Annotated in this window: 19 protein-coding genes; 6 read left to right on the top strand and 13 right to left on the bottom strand. The window is 61.5% G+C overall.

All coding sequences use genetic code 11. The features are described 5' to 3' along the window. Positions 1 to 135: 135 nt before the first annotated feature. Entirely contained in the window at positions 136 to 519 is a 384-nt protein-coding gene (locus tag ACQY1K_RS11750) for a response regulator (RefSeq protein WP_092660231.1), read from the bottom strand. Next, positions 520 to 2,526, bottom strand: a complete 2,007-nt coding sequence (locus tag ACQY1K_RS11755) for a GAF domain-containing protein (protein WP_092660229.1) — start codon at positions 2,524 to 2,526, stop codon at positions 520 to 522. 179 nt (positions 2,527 to 2,705) lie between these two features. Between ACQY1K_RS11755 and ACQY1K_RS11760 the strand changes: the two genes are divergently transcribed. Then, complete coding sequence (locus ACQY1K_RS11760; protein WP_430257433.1) at positions 2,706 to 3,659, top strand: GGDEF domain-containing protein; 954 nt, start codon at positions 2,706 to 2,708, stop codon at positions 3,657 to 3,659. A gap of 5 nt (positions 3,660 to 3,664) precedes the next feature. Here ACQY1K_RS11760 and ACQY1K_RS11765 read toward each other — a convergent pair whose 3' ends face one another. After that, a complete protein-coding gene (locus ACQY1K_RS11765) occupies positions 3,665 to 4,093 on the bottom strand; it encodes a GFA family protein (protein WP_113166803.1) in 429 nt (142 codons plus the stop codon). Positions 4,094 to 4,276: 183 nt separating this feature from the next. On the opposite strand from ACQY1K_RS11765, the gene puuD reads away from it, so the two are divergent. From puuD to ACQY1K_RS11785, 4 genes are all read left to right on the top strand, one after another. Continuing rightward, entirely contained in the window at positions 4,277 to 5,518 is a 1,242-nt protein-coding gene (gene puuD, locus ACQY1K_RS11770; protein WP_430257434.1) for a urate hydroxylase PuuD, read from the top strand. Between the two features lie 8 nt (positions 5,519 to 5,526). Then, on the top strand, positions 5,527 to 6,870 hold the full coding sequence (guaD, locus tag ACQY1K_RS11775; protein WP_430257435.1) for a guanine deaminase: 1,344 nt from the start codon (positions 5,527 to 5,529) through the stop codon (positions 6,868 to 6,870). A 315-nt stretch (positions 6,871 to 7,185) separates the two neighbouring features. Further along, positions 7,186 to 9,156, top strand: a complete 1,971-nt coding sequence (locus ACQY1K_RS11780) for a methyl-accepting chemotaxis protein (protein WP_430257436.1) — start codon at positions 7,186 to 7,188, stop codon at positions 9,154 to 9,156. 188 nt (positions 9,157 to 9,344) lie between these two features. Continuing rightward, positions 9,345 to 10,490: an alpha-hydroxy acid oxidase gene (locus tag ACQY1K_RS11785; protein ID WP_430257437.1), complete on the top strand. Its 1,146-nt coding sequence runs from the start codon at positions 9,345 to 9,347 to the stop codon at positions 10,488 to 10,490. A 15-nt stretch (positions 10,491 to 10,505) separates the two neighbouring features. Here the strand turns inward: ACQY1K_RS11785 and ACQY1K_RS11790 are convergent, their stop codons facing one another. Further along, the gene (locus ACQY1K_RS11790) at positions 10,506 to 10,922 is read right to left on the bottom strand and encodes a response regulator (protein ID WP_062455479.1); all 417 of its coding nucleotides are present in this window, start codon (positions 10,920 to 10,922) and stop codon (positions 10,506 to 10,508) included. Between the two features lie 200 nt (positions 10,923 to 11,122). Here ACQY1K_RS11790 and ACQY1K_RS11795 point away from each other — a divergent pair, with 200 nt between their 5' ends. Beyond that, the gene (locus tag ACQY1K_RS11795; RefSeq protein ID WP_430257438.1) at positions 11,123 to 11,884 is read left to right on the top strand and encodes an SDR family NAD(P)-dependent oxidoreductase; all 762 of its coding nucleotides are present in this window, start codon (positions 11,123 to 11,125) and stop codon (positions 11,882 to 11,884) included. 31 nt (positions 11,885 to 11,915) lie between these two features. Here ACQY1K_RS11795 and ACQY1K_RS11800 read toward each other — a convergent pair whose 3' ends face one another. From ACQY1K_RS11800 to ACQY1K_RS11840, 9 genes are all read right to left on the bottom strand, one after another. After that, entirely contained in the window at positions 11,916 to 12,701 is a 786-nt protein-coding gene (locus tag ACQY1K_RS11800) for a hypothetical protein (protein WP_430257439.1), read from the bottom strand. Between the two features lie 119 nt (positions 12,702 to 12,820). After that, positions 12,821 to 13,567 carry a metallophosphoesterase family protein gene (locus ACQY1K_RS11805; protein WP_430257440.1) on the bottom strand — a complete coding sequence of 249 codons (747 nt, stop codon included), beginning with the start codon at positions 13,565 to 13,567 and terminating at the stop codon, positions 12,821 to 12,823. After that, complete coding sequence (gene uraH, locus ACQY1K_RS11810; protein WP_062582770.1) at positions 13,567 to 13,923, bottom strand: hydroxyisourate hydrolase; 357 nt, start codon at positions 13,921 to 13,923, stop codon at positions 13,567 to 13,569. The genes ACQY1K_RS11805 and uraH overlap by 1 nt, the downstream gene beginning before the upstream one ends. Next, the gene (locus ACQY1K_RS11815; RefSeq protein WP_430257441.1) at positions 13,920 to 14,444 is read right to left on the bottom strand and encodes an ureidoglycolate lyase; all 525 of its coding nucleotides are present in this window, start codon (positions 14,442 to 14,444) and stop codon (positions 13,920 to 13,922) included. Before ACQY1K_RS11815 ends, uraH begins: the two co-directional genes overlap by 4 nt. Beyond that, positions 14,428 to 14,790, bottom strand: a complete 363-nt coding sequence (locus tag ACQY1K_RS11820; RefSeq protein WP_192077407.1) for a HepT-like ribonuclease domain-containing protein — start codon at positions 14,788 to 14,790, stop codon at positions 14,428 to 14,430. Before ACQY1K_RS11820 ends, ACQY1K_RS11815 begins: the two co-directional genes overlap by 17 nt. Beyond that, on the bottom strand, positions 14,787 to 15,080 hold the full coding sequence (locus tag ACQY1K_RS11825) for a nucleotidyltransferase family protein (protein ID WP_062582764.1): 294 nt from the start codon (positions 15,078 to 15,080) through the stop codon (positions 14,787 to 14,789). Before ACQY1K_RS11825 ends, ACQY1K_RS11820 begins: the two co-directional genes overlap by 4 nt. 63 nt (positions 15,081 to 15,143) lie before the next feature. After that, entirely contained in the window at positions 15,144 to 15,641 is a 498-nt protein-coding gene (gene uraD / locus ACQY1K_RS11830) for a 2-oxo-4-hydroxy-4-carboxy-5-ureidoimidazoline decarboxylase (protein ID WP_430257442.1), read from the bottom strand. After that, entirely contained in the window at positions 15,638 to 16,594 is a 957-nt protein-coding gene (gene puuE, locus ACQY1K_RS11835; RefSeq protein WP_430257443.1) for an allantoinase PuuE, read from the bottom strand. The genes uraD and puuE overlap by 4 nt, the downstream gene beginning before the upstream one ends. 71 nt (positions 16,595 to 16,665) lie before the next feature. After that, positions 16,666 to 17,373, bottom strand: a complete 708-nt coding sequence (locus tag ACQY1K_RS11840) for a DUF1045 domain-containing protein (RefSeq protein ID WP_430257444.1) — start codon at positions 17,371 to 17,373, stop codon at positions 16,666 to 16,668. Positions 17,374 to 17,470: the final 97 nt, after the last annotated feature.

Consider the following 17,470-nt stretch of genomic DNA (forward strand, 5'->3'; position numbering starts at 1 on the left):
AACGCAATACCCGGCACCGCCGGAGAACTTGCAAAGTTTACAATACGCGAGTCGGCTGGTGCCGCTAAACAAAATAGTGCGGCGCACAACTTGCGTATTAGATTTTTCTTAAGGAACCTACACTCAGGCAGGCATTCAGAGGTGCGAGACCATCCGGTGCAGCTGAGCGGCGATCTTGGCGGCATCGTAGGGCTTGCTGTAGAACACGCTGCGGGCCGGCATATCGTCCTTGCCGAGCTTCACATGGCCGGACACGATGATGATCTCGATCGGCGGCCAGCGGTCGCGCACCATGGCGGCCAGCCGCATTCCGTTCATGCTGCCCGGCATATCGATGTCGGTAAAGACGATGCGGATATCCTTACGTTCCTGGAGAATTTCGACTGCCTGATCGGCACTTCGAGCCTCGACGGCTTCGAAACCGGCTTCTTCTACGAGGTCCGTCGCCATCATCAAGAGCAGCGGTTCGTCCTCAACTACGAGTACGACGTGCCTTGAAGGCGGGGTATGTGATCCCATTCAGATATCTGCCTGCTGGAGCTGAGGGAGAGACGCGTGCATCTGGGCGACGAAGCCCGATGGTTCATAACGAACGTTAACGCCGCCTGTTCCGGCCAGTCCCATACGAATAAGTTTCGATCCAAACCCATTGGCCTGCGGTTCGGCAACCTGCGGTCCGCCGCTTTCCTGCCAGCTGAAGTTGAACGACGAAAGATCGCCCTCGCCTTCCACGTGCCAGTTAATGGCAACGCGGCCTGTCGTGTTGGAGAGACTGCCATACTTGATCGCGTTGGTGGCGAGCTCGTGCAGCACGAGCGACAGCGACAGCGTACCCTTGGGTCCAAGCATGATCGGGTCGCCGACGATGTCGATCCGCTCGCGCACGGAGAGACGGTCGAGCGTCTTTTCAACGACGTTGGAAACCGGGGCACTGCTCCAGTTGCGCTCGAGAAGGATTTCGTGCGCGGTGCTCAGCGCATGCAGGCGACGCTCGAAAGCGTCCACGTGGTTGCGTTCCTTGACCGGACGCAGGGTCTGCGAGGCGATGGCCTGCACCATGGCAAGCGTGTTTTTCAGACGGTGCCCGAGCTCACGCTGCAGGACCATCTGTTCGGCCTCGGCATGCACGCGGGCAATCGCGGCCTGGATGCGATCGCCAAAGCTGCGCAGGAAAGCCAGTTCTTCGGTGCTCCACGCATAGGGATGCGTGTGATGGGCGAACACGACCAGATTGAAACGCCCCTGATCCATGATCGGCACATTGACGAGGACGCGGATATCCAGATCCAGCAGTGCCTGCGCATTGTCGCGGGTTCTCGGGTCCTGCGTGACATCGGGGATGACGACGGGGTTGCCAAGCCTCAGATCGTTGATGAACGAGCCGTAATCGCGGAAGTGATGCCGGCCGGAAAGAGACACGACACCGGGCGCCGTCCATTCCGGCTGCATCAGCACCGTCTCGTCAGCAAGGTTGACGATGCCGAAACCGGCGCGGGTGGCATCCAGTGCCTTGGCCATCAGGTCGGCCGCCGCCATCGCCATGGACTCTGTGTCGGTCAGATGATTGAGACGGTCGCCAAGATCGAGCAGAGCCTGGACGCGGGCAGCCGCCCGCTTGATGACTGTGACGTCCTTCACCGCACCGATCATCTTGATCGGCCGTCCGCTCTCGTCGTGAACGAAACTGGCGGTGCGCGAAATCCAGCGGATTCCGACATCCGTATTGATGCGATACTCGACGTCGAGCGAATCCGTGGCCTCCCGACGGCCGAGGTCGCTCGACTGCAAGCCCCGGTCGCTCTCCACGACCATTCCCTCAAACAGGGAGGACGGATAGATCGGTGCGACGGGCAGATGGAAGATGCGGCAAAAGGCCGGCGACGTCTTGGCCTGACCGGTCTCGATATCCACTTCGAACGTGCCGACGCCGCCAGCCTCCTGGGCAGCCAGCGTCTCGTTTGCAGCGGCCCGCATATGCGATGTCAGGCTCTTCTGCCGGCGAAACAGATCGTCCTTGCGCTGCGACAGCCGGCGCGCTTCAAACAGCGCAATCACCTGGCCTGCAAGCGCGCGCAGTCCTTCGCGCTGTTCGTTGTCGAGACCGTGCGGCCGCGGCACACTGTCGATGACGCAGAGGCTGCCGATGGTGATATTGTCGGGTGTGATCAGCGGTGCGCCCGCGTAAAAGCGGATGAATGGCTCGCCGGTCACCAGCGTGTTGTAGCACGTGCGCGGATCGTCCTTGAGATCGGGAATGATCAGAAGATCGGAACTGGCGAGCGCATGGCGGCAGACCGACTGGGAGAGCGGCGTTTCAGACGGGCTGAACCCGACACGCGCCTTGAACCACTGGCGTTCCGCATCGACAAGACTGATCAGCGCCACCGGCGCCTTGCAAAGCGCGGTGGCGATCTGGACGATCCCGTCGAACTCCGGTTCAGACGGAGAATCCATGATGTCGTAGGCTTCGAGGGCCTCGAGACGATCGAGAAGGGCGGCGTGTTCGTCGAGATCGGCGATGAGCAAGGGAAACTCTGAAAATTGCAATTGACGCTAAGATAGGGCGCAAAAATGATTTGTCACCACTGCACGGTCACTGCTGCTTCTCAACCGCGTATACCGCGGGTTGAAACAAATTGCCTAACTGATCATTCATAAGTAACAGCTAAGAAATACGCAGACAGAGACTCACATTCTGGGACATCATGGCCTTGAACGACGACGCGACGCTGCGGCAGATGGCCGGGCTGATGGAAGTTGCAGGCGTCCTGATCGCAGTGTTCGATCAGGACGACAGGCTACGTTTCGCCAATCGTGCGTTCCGGGACGCCTGGTGCCTCGACGAGACCGAAAATCCGCTCTGGTCGGAGATGATGCGCCGCAATTTCCTGTCAGCGCGCGGCACGGTCATCAAGGCGACGGATTTCGAGACATGGCTGCGCTCCACCCTTTCGCGGCGCGGCAAGATCGGCTTTCGCGCCTACGAAACCGACCTTCACGACGGCCGCTGGCTCTGGATGACGGAAACCATGCAGCCGAACGGCTGGATGCTGTGCGTTGCAAGTGACATCACCTCGATGCGCCCCGACGAAAGAACGCTCCGGCAGGACCGCGACGACGCGATCAGGGTCTCCCAGATCGACGAACTGACCGGCATTCCAAGCCGGCGGTTCGCGATGGCAAAGATCGACGATCTGTTGCGCTCGCAAGGTGGGGCGCCATCGCAGCCGGCCGGATGCCTGGCCGTGCTCGACATCGACAATTTCAAATATATCAACGACCGTTTCGGCCATTCGGTCGGCGATGCGGTGCTGAAGGACTTTGCCAAGACACTGCACAGCCATGTGCGAAAGACCGACGTACTCGGCCGTGTCGGCGGCGAGGAATTCGTGCTGATCCTGCCCAATGCATCACCGGAAAACGCGCTGACGATCGTCGGCAAGATGCTGGAGGCGGTGCGTCACTCGCGGCCCGTCGCGGAACAGCAGAGCTTCCGCTACACGTTTTCTGCAGGCATCGCATCCGGCGACAGCGGCGATAGCGCCGCCGACCTCTACCGGCGCGCCGACTTGGCGCTCTACGCCGCCAAGATGCGGGGCCGCAACCAGGTCTGCCTCGATCCGGAAACACGCCTGGGACGGATTACTACCGCTGTCTGACAGCCTCAGGATGTCGAGTATCTGAGGACACCTGCAATCCCCGAATTTGGATCGGCACCCGTATCAGCCGGATGACGGACGCCGTCCATGACCGTCACTTCGGGGAAATCGAACGGACTGACACCTTCGATGCAGGCGACATTGATGCCGAACTGCTCCGGATTTGAGCGTCGCTGGTGATGGGTATAGATGCCGCAGGTCTTGCAGAAATAGTGTTTCGCAGTCCCCGTATTGAACTGATAGAGCGTCAGGCTGTCCTCGCCTTCAAGGATGGTGAGATCGCTCAGCAGCGCAGAGGCAACGACGGCTCCCCGCATGCGGCAAAACGAGCAGTCACAGCGCCGGATCGTGTTGAACCCATCCGACAACTTGACCCGCAAGCGCACCGCGCCGCAGTGGCACGAGGCATGATGGGGTTCTGCGGTTTCGCTCATGGGTAGCTCCTCGATCCTGATACGCCCGAAAGCTAGTCCGAATGGACGGGCACGGCAACCTCGCCCGCTCCCCTCATTGCCATATGATCTGTATCGGAATGACGGCGGCGTCCGCCCCTCTTCCCTCGCGATCCTTTTTTGCCCAAAGTGCGCTGCAGGGGAACTGAATCGGGAACACACGGAATGTACGAATACGCGATCGCCTGGGAATGGCTGAGCTTTGCAGCGCGCTGGTTTCACGTCATCACTGCGATCGCCTGGATCGGCTCGTCCTTCTACTTCATCGCGCTTGATCTTGGGCTAGTGAAGCGGGCACATCTTCCCGTCGGCGCCTATGGCGAGGAATGGCAGGTGCATGGCGGCGGGTTCTATCACATTCAGAAATATCTGGTGGCGCCGGCGCAGATGCCGGAGCACCTGACCTGGTTCAAGTGGGAAAGCTACGCCACCTGGCTCTCCGGCTTCGTGATGCTGTGCATCGTCTATTATGGCGGCGCAGACCTGTTCCTGATCGACCGCACGGTGATGGACCTGTCATCCCTGCAGGCGATCGGCCTTTCGCTGGCGTCACTCGGTATCGGCTGGGTCATCTATGACCAGCTGTGCAAATCGCCTGTCGGCAAGAATACCTGGGCGCTGATGGGCATTCTCTATCTGGTTCTGGTCGCGATGGCCTGGGGCTACACGCAGATCTTTTCCGGCCGGGCGGCCTTCCTGCATCTCGGCGCCTTCACCGCCACGATCATGTCTGCCAACGTCTTCATGATCATCATGCCGAACCAGCGCATCGTCGTCGCCGACCTGATCGCCGGGCGCACGCCCGATCCGAAATACGGCGCGATTGCCAAGCAGCGTTCGCTGCACAACAACTACCTGACCCTGCCCGTCATCTTCTTCATGCTGTCGAACCATTATCCGCTGGCGTTTGCCACCCATTTCAACTGGGTGATCGCGGCGCTGATCTTCCTGATGGGCGTGACGATCCGGCACTGGTTCAACACCACCCATGCGCGCAAGGGCAAGCCGACCTGGACCTGGCTGGTGACGGTGCTCCTGTTCATCACCATCATGTGGCTTTCGACGGTGCCAAAAGTGCTGACCGGCGAGACCGAGATATCGAGCGCATCGGCCATGACGCCGATCCAGCAGACATTCGCATCCGACACGCATTTCGTCGCGGCGCGCAATGTCGTCCAGGGGCGCTGTTCGATGTGCCATGCGGCGGAACCGGTTTGGGAGGGCATCACCTTCACGCCGAAATCGGTGAAGCTGGAAACCGATGCGGAGATTGCCGCCCACGCCCGCGAGATCTATATCCAGGCCGGCCGGAGCCACGCCATGCCGCCAGGCAACGTGTCCGCCATCACCAGCGAGGAGCGCCGTCTTCTCGTTGCGTGGTATGAAAGTGCGATAGCGTCGAAATAGAGTTTTAGATGACCGATACCCTGATCCGCGGCCGCCTCCTGTCGTTCAAGCGCGCCCCCCTCGCGATGACCGACACCGACAGCTATCTGTACGAGCACGACGGCGCCCTGCTGGTCTCCGGCGGCCGGATCACCGCAACCGGCGACTACGCGCAGGTCAAGGCGCAGGCGACGGCCGACGTCGAAGAGATCGATCACCGGCCGCACCTCATTCTGCCGGGCCTGATCGATACCCATGTGCATTTTCCGCAGATGCAGGTGATCGCGTCCTATGCCGGAAATCTGCTGGAATGGCTCAATACCTATACATTCCCCGAGGAATGCCGCTTCGTCGAAAGCGATCACGCGACGCGCATCGCCACACATTTCTACGACGAGTTTCTGCGCCACGGCACGACGACGGCCGTTGCCTATTGCTCGGTGCACAAGACCTCCGCCGACGCGTTTTTCGCCGAGGCGATGAAGCGCAACATGTGCATGGTCGGCGGCAAGGTGATGATGGATCGCAATGCGCCGCAGGGCCTGCTCGACACGGCCGAGATGGGCTATGACGAAACCAGAGCCGTGATTGCCGAATGGCATGGCAAGGGCCGCAACCACGTCGCCATCACGCCGCGCTTTGCCATCACCTCGACGCCGGGCCAGATGAAGGCGGCGGAAGCGTTGGCGCAGGAATTCCCCGACCTGTTCATCCAGACGCACCTCTCGGAAAACCACGACGAAATCAAGTATACTGCCGAGCTCTATCCGGAAGCGACGGACTATACCGATATCTATGCCCGTTACGGCCTGCTGGGGAAAAAGACGCTGCTCGGCCACGCCATCCATCTCTCCGAGCGTGAGGCAGATGCGCTGTCGGAAGCCGGCAGCATTGCCGTGCATTGCCCGACCTCCAACCTGTTCCTCGGTTCCGGCCTGTTTCCGCTGAAAGCCTTGAGGAGGCGCGAAAAGCCCGTCCGTGTTTCCGTCGCGACCGATATCGGCGGCGGTTCCAGCTATTCGATGCTGAAGACCATGGACGAGGCCTACAAGATCCAGCAACTGCTGGGCGAACGTCTCAATCCGCTCGAAAGCTACTACCTGATGACCCGCGGCAATGCGGAGGCGCTGGGCATGGAGGCCGACATCGGCACGCTCGACATCGGGTCGATGGCCGACCTCGTCATCCTCGACGCCGGATCGACACCCGCAATGCGGCTTCGGATGGAAACGGTGAAGACCCTGCCCGAAGAGCTGTTCCTGCTGCAGACCATGGGCGACGACCGCGCGGTGGTGGAAACCTATGTTGCGGGCAAGGCGATGAAGACGGGGCTGGGCGGCGATGAAATGCAGACTGGTGCCGTGGAGGCCTGACGTCTCGAAGTAGCCGGGCTGTCGGGACAGGATACCCCATCCCTCCGGGCGCAACCGGCGAACGAAACACCAAGTCTAGAATCCAGTCGTGATGCATTTTCACTGTAATATCAGCGCTTAATTATATTTAAACTATAACTTATTACGCCTGTCTGCGACAGAATATCCCCTGGCAGCCATGAAGGCAGAGCGCAGCTGTCATGCCACACAAGTTTGCCTGACCAATCGATCAGTTTGCATGCGCTCCAGCGATCCCGGCTGGCGCCAGCAACGCTGATGGAATGGAGGCTTCTCCGCTACTCCACGAGGGGTTCTATGTCGTTTTTGAAAAATGCGAGTATTCGCACCAAAATACTGTCTGTCCTTATCCCGCTCTGCGTCGTTGGCCTGGGCGCTACAAGCTTCGTTGCAAGCCGCTACAAGGCTGCCGATACCAGCTACTCCGATTTTATTTCGACAGACACCGTTGCGGCTGTGGAAATGGCCCGCGCCAACCGCAATCTTGCGGCGACGGGCTATGCCGCCTACCAGACCCTTGCCTATCCCAGGGGCAGCGAGGGGATGACGGCTGCCACTGCTTTCTACAAGGAAAGCAAAACCAACCTGATGGTGCGTCTCGAGCATATCCGTACACTCGTGCCAACCAGAGCGGCAGACCTCGACCCGCTCGTGACCCGCGTCAAGGCAGTCCTCACGCTGACTGACGAGGCTGTTGCCCTCGGTGAAAACGACCAGGACGAAATCGCCAAGGCAGCTCTTGTGAAGGTCGATCAGCAGGTTCTGCCGCTGGCGAAGGACCTCGCGGCATTCCTCGAGCGGTTGAGCGCAGATGTGAATACCAAGAGCAACGCGATCACCGACGAAACGAACTCGACGATCTTCAACGCACTGCTCGTTCTCGCAGTCGTGTTTTCGGCCGGTATCGTCGGAGCGCTCCTCGTCTCCGCCAAGGGCATCACCAAGCCGATTGCCAACCTGCGCGAACGCATGGCGTCATTGGCACGGGGTGAAACAGAGGCACCGATCGAAGGTCAGGATCGCCGCGACGAGCTTGGCGCCATGGCGGCAGCCGTTGCCGTGTTCCGCGACAACGCGCTGGAGCGCATCCGCCTCGAACGCGAAGCCGATGCCAACCGGAGCCTGTCCGATCGCGAACGCATCGAACGCGACGCGCAAAAGGCAAAGGACGCCGCTGACACCCAGTTCGCGGTGGACCAGCTTGCCGGCGGACTGGCAAAGCTTGCGCAGGGTGATGTCGCCTACCGCCTCGACACGCCGTTCGTCGCGCATCTCGATGCACTGCGCAACAACTTCAACGATTCGGTTGCCAACCTTCAGGAAACGCTGCAGGCCGTCGGCAACAATGCCCGCGGCATCGACGGCGGCGCCAATGAGATCCGTGCGGCCGCCGACGATCTGTCCAAGCGCACCGAACAGCAGGCTGCATCGGTCGAAGAAACCGCAGCCGCCTTGGAGCAGATCACCACCACGGTGAAGGATTCCAGCAAGCGCGCCGAAGAAGTCGGCAACCTCGTCACCAAGGCCCGTGCCGGTGCCGAGCGTTCCGGCGCAGTCGTGCGCGATGCGGTCACCGCCATGCAGGGGATCGAAAAGTCCTCGGGCGAGATCTCCAGCATCATCGGCGTCATCGACGAAATCGCCTTCCAGACCAACCTTCTCGCCCTGAACGCCGGTGTCGAAGCCGCGCGTGCCGGTGAAGCGGGCAAGGGTTTCGCCGTCGTCGCACAGGAAGTCCGCGAACTCGCACAGCGGTCTGCCAAGGCCGCCAAGGAGATCAAGGAACTGATCACCGCATCGAGCGAGCATGTCCGCTCCGGCGTCCACCTGGTCGGCGAGACCGGCAAGGCGCTGGAAGTCATCGTCGCCGAAGTTCAGGAGATCAACCGCCACGTCAACGCGATCGTCGACTCCGCGCGCGAACAGGCGGTCGGACTGCAGGAGATCAACACGGCGGTCAACACGATGGACCAGGGCACCCAGCAGAACGCCGCCATGGTGGAAGAATCGACTGCGGCCAGCCACTCGCTTGCCAAGGAAGCAGCCTCGCTGAACGACCTCCTGTCGCGCTTCAACCTCGGCCAGAGCGAAAACCGCTCCGTATCGAACGGTCGTCGCGGCCATGCTCCGTCGGCTCCGATGGCCGTATCGCCGGCCTCGCGCCAGACACCATCGCCGGCACGAGCGCTCGGCAACCGCATCGCTTCAGCCTTCGGCGGCGGTTCGTCATCGGCCGCGGCACAGGCCCAGTCCTGGGAAGAATTCTGAGGCCCAGCCACAAAACCCGGCCACAGATTGAGTAAACTACGACGGGCGGCCATGGCCGCCCGTTTTCCGTTGCGGCGCGGCACCTGCGGTGCGGTTGAGAAAACTGCTCCCCCAAACCGACGTTTCCGCTGGCAAGGTCGCCCGGATATGGTAGTTGTCGGACAACCATCGAGGAGGAAGTTTTGCGCATGTCCAAGCCGCTGACCATTGCCGATCTGAAGACCATGGCTCGCCGTCGTGTGCCCAAAATGTTCTTCGATTATGCCGATAGCGGCGCCTGGACCGAAGGCACATACCGTGCCAACGAGGATGACTTTTCCAAGATCAAGCTGCGCCAGCGGGTGCTTGTCGACATGACCAACCGGTCGCTGGCAACGACGATGGTCGGACAGGCAGCGTCCATGCCCGTGGCGCTCGCGCCAACCGGAATGACCGGCATGCAGCATGCCGATGGCGAGATGCTGGCGGCGCAGGCGGCAGAAGAATTCGGCGTTCCCTTCACGCTGTCCACCATGAGCATCTGCTCGATCGAGGATGTGCGCTCGGTCACCACCAAGCCGTTCTGGTTCCAGCTCTACGTGCTCAAGGACCGCGGCTTTATCGAACGGCTGATCGGCCGCGCCAAGCAGGCCGGCTGCTCGGCGCTGGTCGTCACCGCCGATCTGCAGATCCTCGGCCAGCGTCATAAGGACATCAGAAACGGCCTGTCGGCGCCGCCCAAATGGACGCTGAACAGCGCGCTGCAGCTGGCGACCAGGCCGCAATGGTGCCTGGAAATGCTGCGCACCAAGCGTCGCGGCTTCGGCAATATCGTGGGCCATGCCAGCAACGTCTCAGACCTGTCGTCGCTCGGTGCCTGGACCGCCGAACAGTTCGACCCGCGCCTCTCCTGGGACGATATCCGCTGGATCAAGGACCTGTGGGGCGGCAAGCTGATCATCAAGGGCATTCTCGACGAGGAAGACGCGCGGGCCGCAGCCGACACCGGCGCCGATGCGATCATCGTTTCCAACCACGGCGGCCGCCAGCTGGATGGCGCCCCCTCCTCGATCAGCATGCTGCCGAAGATCGTCGAAGCCGTCGGCGACCGTATCGAGGTGCATTTCGACGGCGGTATCCGCTCCGGTCAGGATGTGCTGAAAGCCGTGGCGCTGGGGGCCAAGGGCACCTATATCGGCCGCCCCTTCCTCTATGGCCTCGGCGCGATGGGAAAGCCGGGCGTGACTGCAGCGCTCGACATCATCCGCAAGGAAATGGACATCTCGATGGCCTTGTGCGGAAAGCGCGATATCGAAACCTGCGGCCGCGACATCATCGCCGACATGAGGTTCTGATTTCTTCTTCTGAGCCTAGGCCCACAGTCTGCCGCAGGGCCATGCCTGGGACGACCGCGTGGAGGCCTGGGCGATCCGTGCCGCGAGCATGTCGAGCATTTTCGGCAGGTCATAGGGTTTGGGAATGAACGCGCAGCCGGGTTGAAGCTCGGCTTCGCACAGGACATGACCGCCTGACGTGACGATGACGGCGGTATCCCGGTAGCAGCTGCAGATCAGCTTCATCAGGTCGAAACCGTCGAGGGCGCCGGGCATGTCGATATCGGTAATGACCGCGTCAACGGTTCGGGACTGCCCAAGGACGGCCACCGCCTCGAGCACGTTCGATGCCTCGAGAACCGTATAGCCGGCATCCTCCAAAGTGTCTGCCAGATGCAGCCGGATTAGGGGCTCATCTTCTACGACAAGCACGGTACGCTGATACAAAGCCATGTTCGCCTCCGATGTAGTTCGCTCCCTCAACGCCTGCCATCTGATTTCGATGTGTCCCGTCCGTCAGTCTTTGCTAACAATATTAATAAAATGCGAACAATCGCATATTCGCCGCGTCTGTCCGTGGAACCTCGCCCCGTTCCTGCCCGTTCGCAGCCTTGGAGGATGGCCCTAATAGCATCGCTTACAAGGAGAATTTCATGCAGCGCTTCAGCGAAAAAGTCGTCATCGTCACGGGCGCGGGATCGGGCATCGGCAAGGCGACCGCAGAACGGTTTCTGGATGAGGGCGCCTTCGTCGTGATCGCCGGCCGCACCCCCAAAAAGCTCGAGGCGGTTGCAGCGCCCTACCCCACGGACCGCGTTCTCGTGCAGGCCTGCGACATGGCGGACGAGGACCAGGTGAACGCTCTGGTCGAGGCCGCGGTCAAGACGTTCGGCCGCATAGACACTCTCGTCAACAATGCAGGCGTGGCGGTGCAGGGCGATGTGTCATCGCTGTCGACCAGCGACTGGCGCAAGGTGATGGCGACCGATCTGGACGGCGTGTTCTTTGCCAGCCGCGCGGCAATCCCGCATCTGAAAACGACCAGGGGCTCGATCGTCAACGTCGCGTCTGTCTCCGGCACCGGTGGCGACTGGGGCATGGCGGCCTACAATGCCGCCAAGGGTGGTGTCGTCAATCTCACCCGGGCGATGGCGCTGGATCACGGCAAGGATGGCATCCGCGTCAACGCGGTCTGCCCGAGCCTGACGCGCTCCGGCATGACCGATAGCATCATGGACAATCAGGAACGGCTGGCCCAGTTCAACGCGCGCTTTGCGCTGGAAGGTCCCTGCGAGCCGGCCGATGTCGCCGCTGTGATCGCGTTTCTGGCGAGCGACGATGCGCGCTTCGTGACGGGCGTCAACCTGCCGGTCGATGGTGGAATCTCTGCCTCCAACGGCCAGCCTTCGAAGTAAGGCGGAGGCCACGGCGAAAGGCGGCTGAGGCTCAGGAGCACCAGCCGGATTTGCCGGCGCCCGGGCGCTTCGCCAGTCCCTCTTTGACGAGGATATCGGCAAGCGAGCGGCCGTTGCGGGTGACTTCGCGCAACTGGTGACCGTCCACCGCCGCATCATTGCCGCGCCAGCTCATCAGGTCGAACGGACCGGAATCGAGGAACGCGCGGACCCGCAGCTTGGCATCGCTTGCCTTGATCCGCTCGGCCTCGCACCGGGGCTTTGCGATATTGGGGACTTCGACGCCGACCAGCCGGATCTTCTGACCATGGAGGACGAAGCGGTCGGCGGACACGACGCAGTCGTCCTGCTTGGCGGTGCCGCAGAGAAAGAACTTTGCCTCATAGGCACCGGCAAGCTTTTCGCCCAGTCTCGGCGCCCCCGGCTGAGCAGCCGACTGTGCGGCAACCGCGTCCAGCCCCGGCTTGCCGATCGGCGCCGGTGGAATGATCGCGGCCGTCTGGCTCTGGTCAAGCGCAGCGGTCGGCCGCGGCGTGACCGGGCGCTGCAGAGGTGCAGCAGCAACAACCGGTTTCGGCGGTACCGGATTGTCATCGCGCTGCACCGGCTTCGAGGCCGTCTGAACGGGCTTTGAAGAGGTGAGACTGCTCACGAAGCGGTGCGCGGCAGTCGAATGATCGTAGAGCGCGATCGAGCCGCCGACCACGACAAGGGCTGCCCCCCAAAGCCAGAGCGAACCTCCCGAACGCGAGGAAGAGCGTTTGGTCCCGGCGCTGCGCTTGCGTTTCGCAGCCGGTTTTGCGCGTGATTGAGCCATCGAATCATCCCCTGTCTCGTCGCAGGGGAGTATCTGGAAGAAGCCTTGCGGAATGGTTTCCGTCGGAATTTTAGCGGTGGATAGAGAATTGAAGGGGATGGGCGCGGCCCGACTGACCCTCACACCCTGCCGGTCGCGAGTGCACTTGCCCAGTCGGGACGGTCGTTTTTCGCGGCGAGCCGGGACATTGCCATGTGGTCGTAGGCCACGGTGCGCAGTGTCGGCACGAAGCCTTTGTCGGTCTTTTCGATCACCGCGTAGGACGCCAGTGCATGGCCCGTTTCGACCTTGTGATAGACGGGGGCATCGTCGTCATAGGCGGGCTGGCCGACGCTGCCGGGATTGACGATCAGCCGGCCATCGGAAAGTTGGACGACCCGGGCCACATGGCTGTGGCCGCAGAGGATGAGCGATTGCGCGATGCCTTCGGCCAACGCTTCGATCTCGGCTTGCGGCCGCAGCGTCACATGGCCGTCCGCAGACACCGTTTCCAGCCAGTAGAGATTGTCGTTCTCAGGCGTCGCGTGGCAGAGGTAAACGTCGTCGCGCCAGACCTTGGTGAATGGCAGTTTGCGCAGCCATTCGAAATGCCGCGGTGCCAGCTGCCCGTGCGCGTGCCGATCCGAGGCCGCCAAGGCGTCGGGTGGCGTTTCCAGGAGGTAGCGATCGTGGTTGCCGCGCACGGTCTGCGCTGCGGCCTCATCGAGAAGCAGCAGCAGGTCACCGGTCCTGTCAGCCTCCAGTGGGCCGCTGAAACAATCGCCGAGATTGACGATGTCGCGGATGCCGAGGTCTGCGATGTCGTCGAGCACCGCCTGCAGTGCGGCGCAGTTTCCGTGGATATCGGCGATCGCTGCAAAGCGCATCAGCTTCCCCTGTAGGTGGAATAGCCATAGGGCGAGATCAGCAGCGGCACATGATAATGCGCCGAGACATCGGAAATGCCGAAGCGGATCGGGATGACGTCGAGAAAGGCCGGCTCGGTGAGCGCGACGCCGCGGGCACGCAGGTAGTCGCCCGCATGGAAGACAAGCTCGAAGATGCCGGTGACGAAGGTGTCGCCGGAGAGGATCGGTCCGCCATCAATGCGGCCATCGGCATTGGTCGTGACCGTCATGAGTTTTTCGCGGGCGTCGCCGTCGATCCGGTAGAGGTCGATGACGAGCCCGGAGGCAGGCGCACCGCTCGCGGTATCGAGCACATGGGTGGTGAGGCCGGTCATAGGCTGGGCTCCGTGATGCGATAGGGTTTGTCGAAGAAGAATTCCTCGAGGTTTGCCGCCGTGTTGTCGCGATCGACGACGAGAAAATCGCTGACCTCGCCGAGTGCCATCAGCGGATGATGCCAGGTATTGGCGAAATAGTTCACGCCCTGATGCGGCTGCGCCAAAAAGATTTTCGGACGCCCCGGCCGGCCGTCCTCGTCGTCGGAGACGCCCACCAGAAACGGCCGCCCCGACAGCGGCATGAAACTCTGGCTGCCGAACGGATGCCGCTCCATCATCCCGACCTCGTGCGGGAAACTCCGCGGCTGGCCGCGAAAAATGTTGAAGATCAGCCGCTCCGGGGCCCCGACCACGACCGGTGAGGCCAGCCCATGGTAGCGCTCCGTCGTGCCGTTGTTGATCAGCCGCATCGTCGCCGGATCGGCCTCGATCACGTCGCCATAGGCTGCGAAGGTGGCTTTGGTGAGCGGGAGGATGTGGAGGGTTTCGGGGTCGGTCAAATCATTCGCCTTGGGCATGGAAGTTGCGCAGAGAGTGGAGTTGGTCGAGAAGGTCGGGAATGGATGTCTGAACCGTATCCCACAGAGTTTCCACATTGATGCTGCGATAGCCGTGCGCGATGCGGTTTCTCATTCCGCGGATCTTGATCCACGGGATATCCGGATGGTCGGCCACGAATTCGGGAAACTCCTTGGCAAGCTGCATGGAGGCTTCGCCGATCATCAGCAGGTTCATCCCGATGCCCCGCTGCGCGAGAATATTGCCGGCGAAGTCCTCATAGGTCATGCCTGCGACAAACGTCCGGATCTCCTGCCCGATCTCAAGCATTTCATCGATGTAGGTCTGGAGCCGCTCGATGCTCATACCGGCTTGGCTTCCCGCAGTATCCGCTCGCGCAGGCGCTCGGGAAGATCCCCGGGTGTGAGAAGGTCGACATCGGTGCCCGACATCATTTCCTTCAGCTCCTCGAGAAGCCCGCCGAGATCAAACAGCGTCGTGCCGGGCAGTGCATCGACGAGGATGTCGATATCGCTATCCGGACGATCCTCACCCCGCGCCACCGAACCGAAGACGCGCGGGTTCGCCGCATTGAAGCGTTTCGTCGCTTCGCGGATAGCCACACGGTTTTTCTCCAGCACTTCCGACGGTCTCATGAGGGCGAGAACTCCTGTTGCGGTCACTATAGGCGAAGGACAGGCAAGGGAAAAGCAAACCCCTCACGTCTCCGGCAAAAGCGCCAGCAGCCGCAGATGCGCGATCCTTTCCACCTGGGCGCAGGCGGTCTTGAACTCCTCATCGGCGTCGTTGCCGACGCGGGTCTCGAAGGCGGCGAGGATGTCGTCCTTTGTCAGGCCTTTCACGGCGATGATGAAGGGGAAGCCGAATTTTGCGACATAGGCGGCGTTGAGTTCGGTGAAGCGTGCGTGCTCATCTGGGCTCAGACGATCGAGGCCTGCGCCGGCCTGTTCGCTTTTGCTCTCTTGCGTCAGTCCGCCGGCGATTGCGAGCTTGCCGGCAAGGTCCGGATGGGCGTTGAGGATGCCGAGCTTCTCCTGCGGATCCGCGGCGCGAAAAACCGCCACCATAGCCTCATGCACGCCCTTGGCGGTCAGCGGCACGAAGATCATGCCGCCGTCATAGGCGCGCTCGGCGATAAAGGGCGAATGTTCGAACACGCCGCCGAAGGTCGCGACGAAATCGTTGCGGGCGGTCATCGTGCAGCCACCGTGCTTGATGCCGACACATCTGACGGCTTGTGATGGGCATGCCAGTGGCGGGCGATCTCGATGCGTTGCGGCAGCCAGACCTTGTCGTGCGAGAGCACGTATTCCATGAACCGCCGCAGCGCCGCCACGCGACCCGGACGCCCGACGAGGCGGCAGTGCAGACCGACCGACAGCATCTTTGCCGCCCCCTCCTCGCCTTCCCGGTAAAGCGTGTCGAACGCATCCTTGAGATAGGTGAAGAACTGATCGCCGGTGTTGAAACCCTGCGGCGTGGCAAAGCGCATGTCGTTGGTTTCCAGCGTATAAGGGATGATCAGGAACGGCTTGCCATCCAGCCCCGGCACCCAATAGGGCAGATCGTCGGCATAGCTGTCGGACGAATAGAGGAAACCGCCCTCTTCCATGACAAGCTTCAGCGTGTTGTCGGATGGCTTGCCCTGATACATGCCGTAAGGACGCTCGCCGGTCAGTTCGGTATGCAGGCGCACCGCCTCAAGAATGTGTTCGCGTTCCCGTGCTTCGTCGAAATCCTTGTATTCGAGCCAGCGATAACCGTGGCTGGCGATCTCCCAGCCGGCTTCCTTCATGGCTGAGACAGCTTCGGGATTGCGGGCCATGGCAAGCGTCACGCCGTAGACGGTGGTCTGGACCTTGAGTTCGGTAAACAGCCGGTGCAGCCGCCAGAAACCGGCGCGCGAACCGTATTCGTAGATCGATTCCATGTTGAGATTGCGCTGGCCCGGCCAGGCGGCGGCGCCGACGATCTCCGACAAGAGGTTTTCCGACGCCGGATCATCATCCAGGATCGAGCTTTCGCCGCCCTCTTCGTAATTGATCACGAATTGCACGGCGATATTGGCGCCGCCGGGCCATTTCGGATCAGGCGTGTGGCGGCCGTAGCCTACGAGGTCGCGGGGATAGTCTTTTATGGTTATGGGCATGGTCCACCTCGATTATCTCTTGTGGAAGGTAGCCCAGCCTTTCCGCCGATGTCGAGACGGAACGTGATCGCTCAGGCGATCTTGCGGGCGGAAACGCGCCCCATCGGATGCAGAGAATGCACATGGAACGGCGCACCGGGCTCATTCTCGACGAACAGCGCGATATTGGCGATTTCCAGGGGACGCAGCAGATACGGATTGAAATGGGCGCGCAAGGCCGTTTCGAAACGCGGCATCTCGGCCGGTGTCATCGGGCCCGTCAACGTCATGTGAAAGCGGTATTCTTCCATCACGTAAGGGTTGCCCCAGCGATGAAGATTGGAAAACTGCGGTGCCGAGAGATCGCCGGGATCGGCGCGTTCCAGTTCGCCTTCCGAGAGAGGCGCCCGAAACGCATCGAATTCCTGCACGACGGCGCAGGCGAGAAACCGCATCCGCTCGCAGGGAAGCGCCGGCACGAGCCCGAAATAATTGCCGAGCCGCGCCACTTCGAGAGGCGGCAGTTCGAAAGGATCATGCGATCCCGCAAAGTGCATCAGATGGCGCAGCAGCATCTGTTCGGTAATATCAGGAGCGAGCCGGAACGGCGCCTTGAGCGTGGCGTGAAAACCGCAGCGGCGCGGCAGCGCGGTATGATAGGCGATCTCATGCAAACCAAGGTTGCAGATCTCGGGCGGCTCCATCGCCTCGCCGGAATAGGCACTGCGGCCGAGCCATTGCGCCGCGGCAAGCGTCAGCGGATCATGCGCAGGTGGCGTAAAATAGAGTGCGTAGCGCATGCGTCACCTTTTCTGCCCCTGTTCGTTTATTCACGCATGCTCATCAATCCCACGAATTGGGTTACGCGATTTGCGTGACAGATTAACGACGAGAAAG

The organism is Neorhizobium sp. IRS_2294 (genome assembly GCF_050500145.1).
GTDB classification, from domain to species: domain Bacteria; phylum Pseudomonadota; class Alphaproteobacteria; order Rhizobiales; family Rhizobiaceae; genus Neorhizobium; species Neorhizobium soli.

Excerpts from the sequence above, each read along its gene's own strand:
- ACQY1K_RS11760 (WP_430257433.1), top strand. The coding sequence starts at position 2,706 with ATGGCCTTGAACGACGACGCGACGCTGCGGCAGATGGCCGGGCTGATG.
- ACQY1K_RS11765 (WP_113166803.1), bottom strand. The coding sequence starts at position 4,093 with ATGAGCGAAACCGCAGAACCCCATCATGCCTCGTGCCACTGCGGCGCG.
- ACQY1K_RS11790 (WP_062455479.1), bottom strand. The coding sequence starts at position 10,922 with ATGGCTTTGTATCAGCGTACCGTGCTTGTCGTAGAAGATGAGCCCCTA.
- guaD (WP_430257435.1), top strand. The coding sequence starts at position 5,527 with ATGACCGATACCCTGATCCGCGGCCGCCTCCTGTCGTTCAAGCGCGCC.
- puuD (WP_430257434.1), top strand. The coding sequence starts at position 4,277 with ATGTACGAATACGCGATCGCCTGGGAATGGCTGAGCTTTGCAGCGCGC.
- uraH (WP_062582770.1), bottom strand. The coding sequence starts at position 13,923 with ATGACCGGCCTCACCACCCATGTGCTCGATACCGCGAGCGGTGCGCCT.
- ACQY1K_RS11825 (WP_062582764.1), bottom strand. The coding sequence starts at position 15,080 with ATGAGACCGTCGGAAGTGCTGGAGAAAAACCGTGTGGCTATCCGCGAA.
- ACQY1K_RS11750 (WP_092660231.1), bottom strand. The coding sequence starts at position 519 with ATGGGATCACATACCCCGCCTTCAAGGCACGTCGTACTCGTAGTTGAG.
- ACQY1K_RS11815 (WP_430257441.1), bottom strand. The coding sequence starts at position 14,444 with ATGCCCAAGGCGAATGATTTGACCGACCCCGAAACCCTCCACATCCTC.
- ACQY1K_RS11840 (WP_430257444.1), bottom strand. The coding sequence starts at position 17,373 with ATGCGCTACGCACTCTATTTTACGCCACCTGCGCATGATCCGCTGACG.
- ACQY1K_RS11795 (WP_430257438.1), top strand. The coding sequence starts at position 11,123 with ATGCAGCGCTTCAGCGAAAAAGTCGTCATCGTCACGGGCGCGGGATCG.
- ACQY1K_RS11780 (WP_430257436.1), top strand. The coding sequence starts at position 7,186 with ATGTCGTTTTTGAAAAATGCGAGTATTCGCACCAAAATACTGTCTGTC.
- puuE (WP_430257443.1), bottom strand. The coding sequence starts at position 16,594 with ATGCCCATAACCATAAAAGACTATCCCCGCGACCTCGTAGGCTACGGC.
- ACQY1K_RS11820 (WP_192077407.1), bottom strand. The coding sequence starts at position 14,790 with ATGAGCATCGAGCGGCTCCAGACCTACATCGATGAAATGCTTGAGATC.
- ACQY1K_RS11805 (WP_430257440.1), bottom strand. The coding sequence starts at position 13,567 with ATGCGCTTTGCAGCGATCGCCGATATCCACGGAAACTGCGCCGCACTG.
- uraD (WP_430257442.1), bottom strand. The coding sequence starts at position 15,641 with ATGACCGCCCGCAACGATTTCGTCGCGACCTTCGGCGGCGTGTTCGAA.
- ACQY1K_RS11800 (WP_430257439.1), bottom strand. The coding sequence starts at position 12,701 with ATGGCTCAATCACGCGCAAAACCGGCTGCGAAACGCAAGCGCAGCGCC.
- ACQY1K_RS11785 (WP_430257437.1), top strand. The coding sequence starts at position 9,345 with ATGTCCAAGCCGCTGACCATTGCCGATCTGAAGACCATGGCTCGCCGT.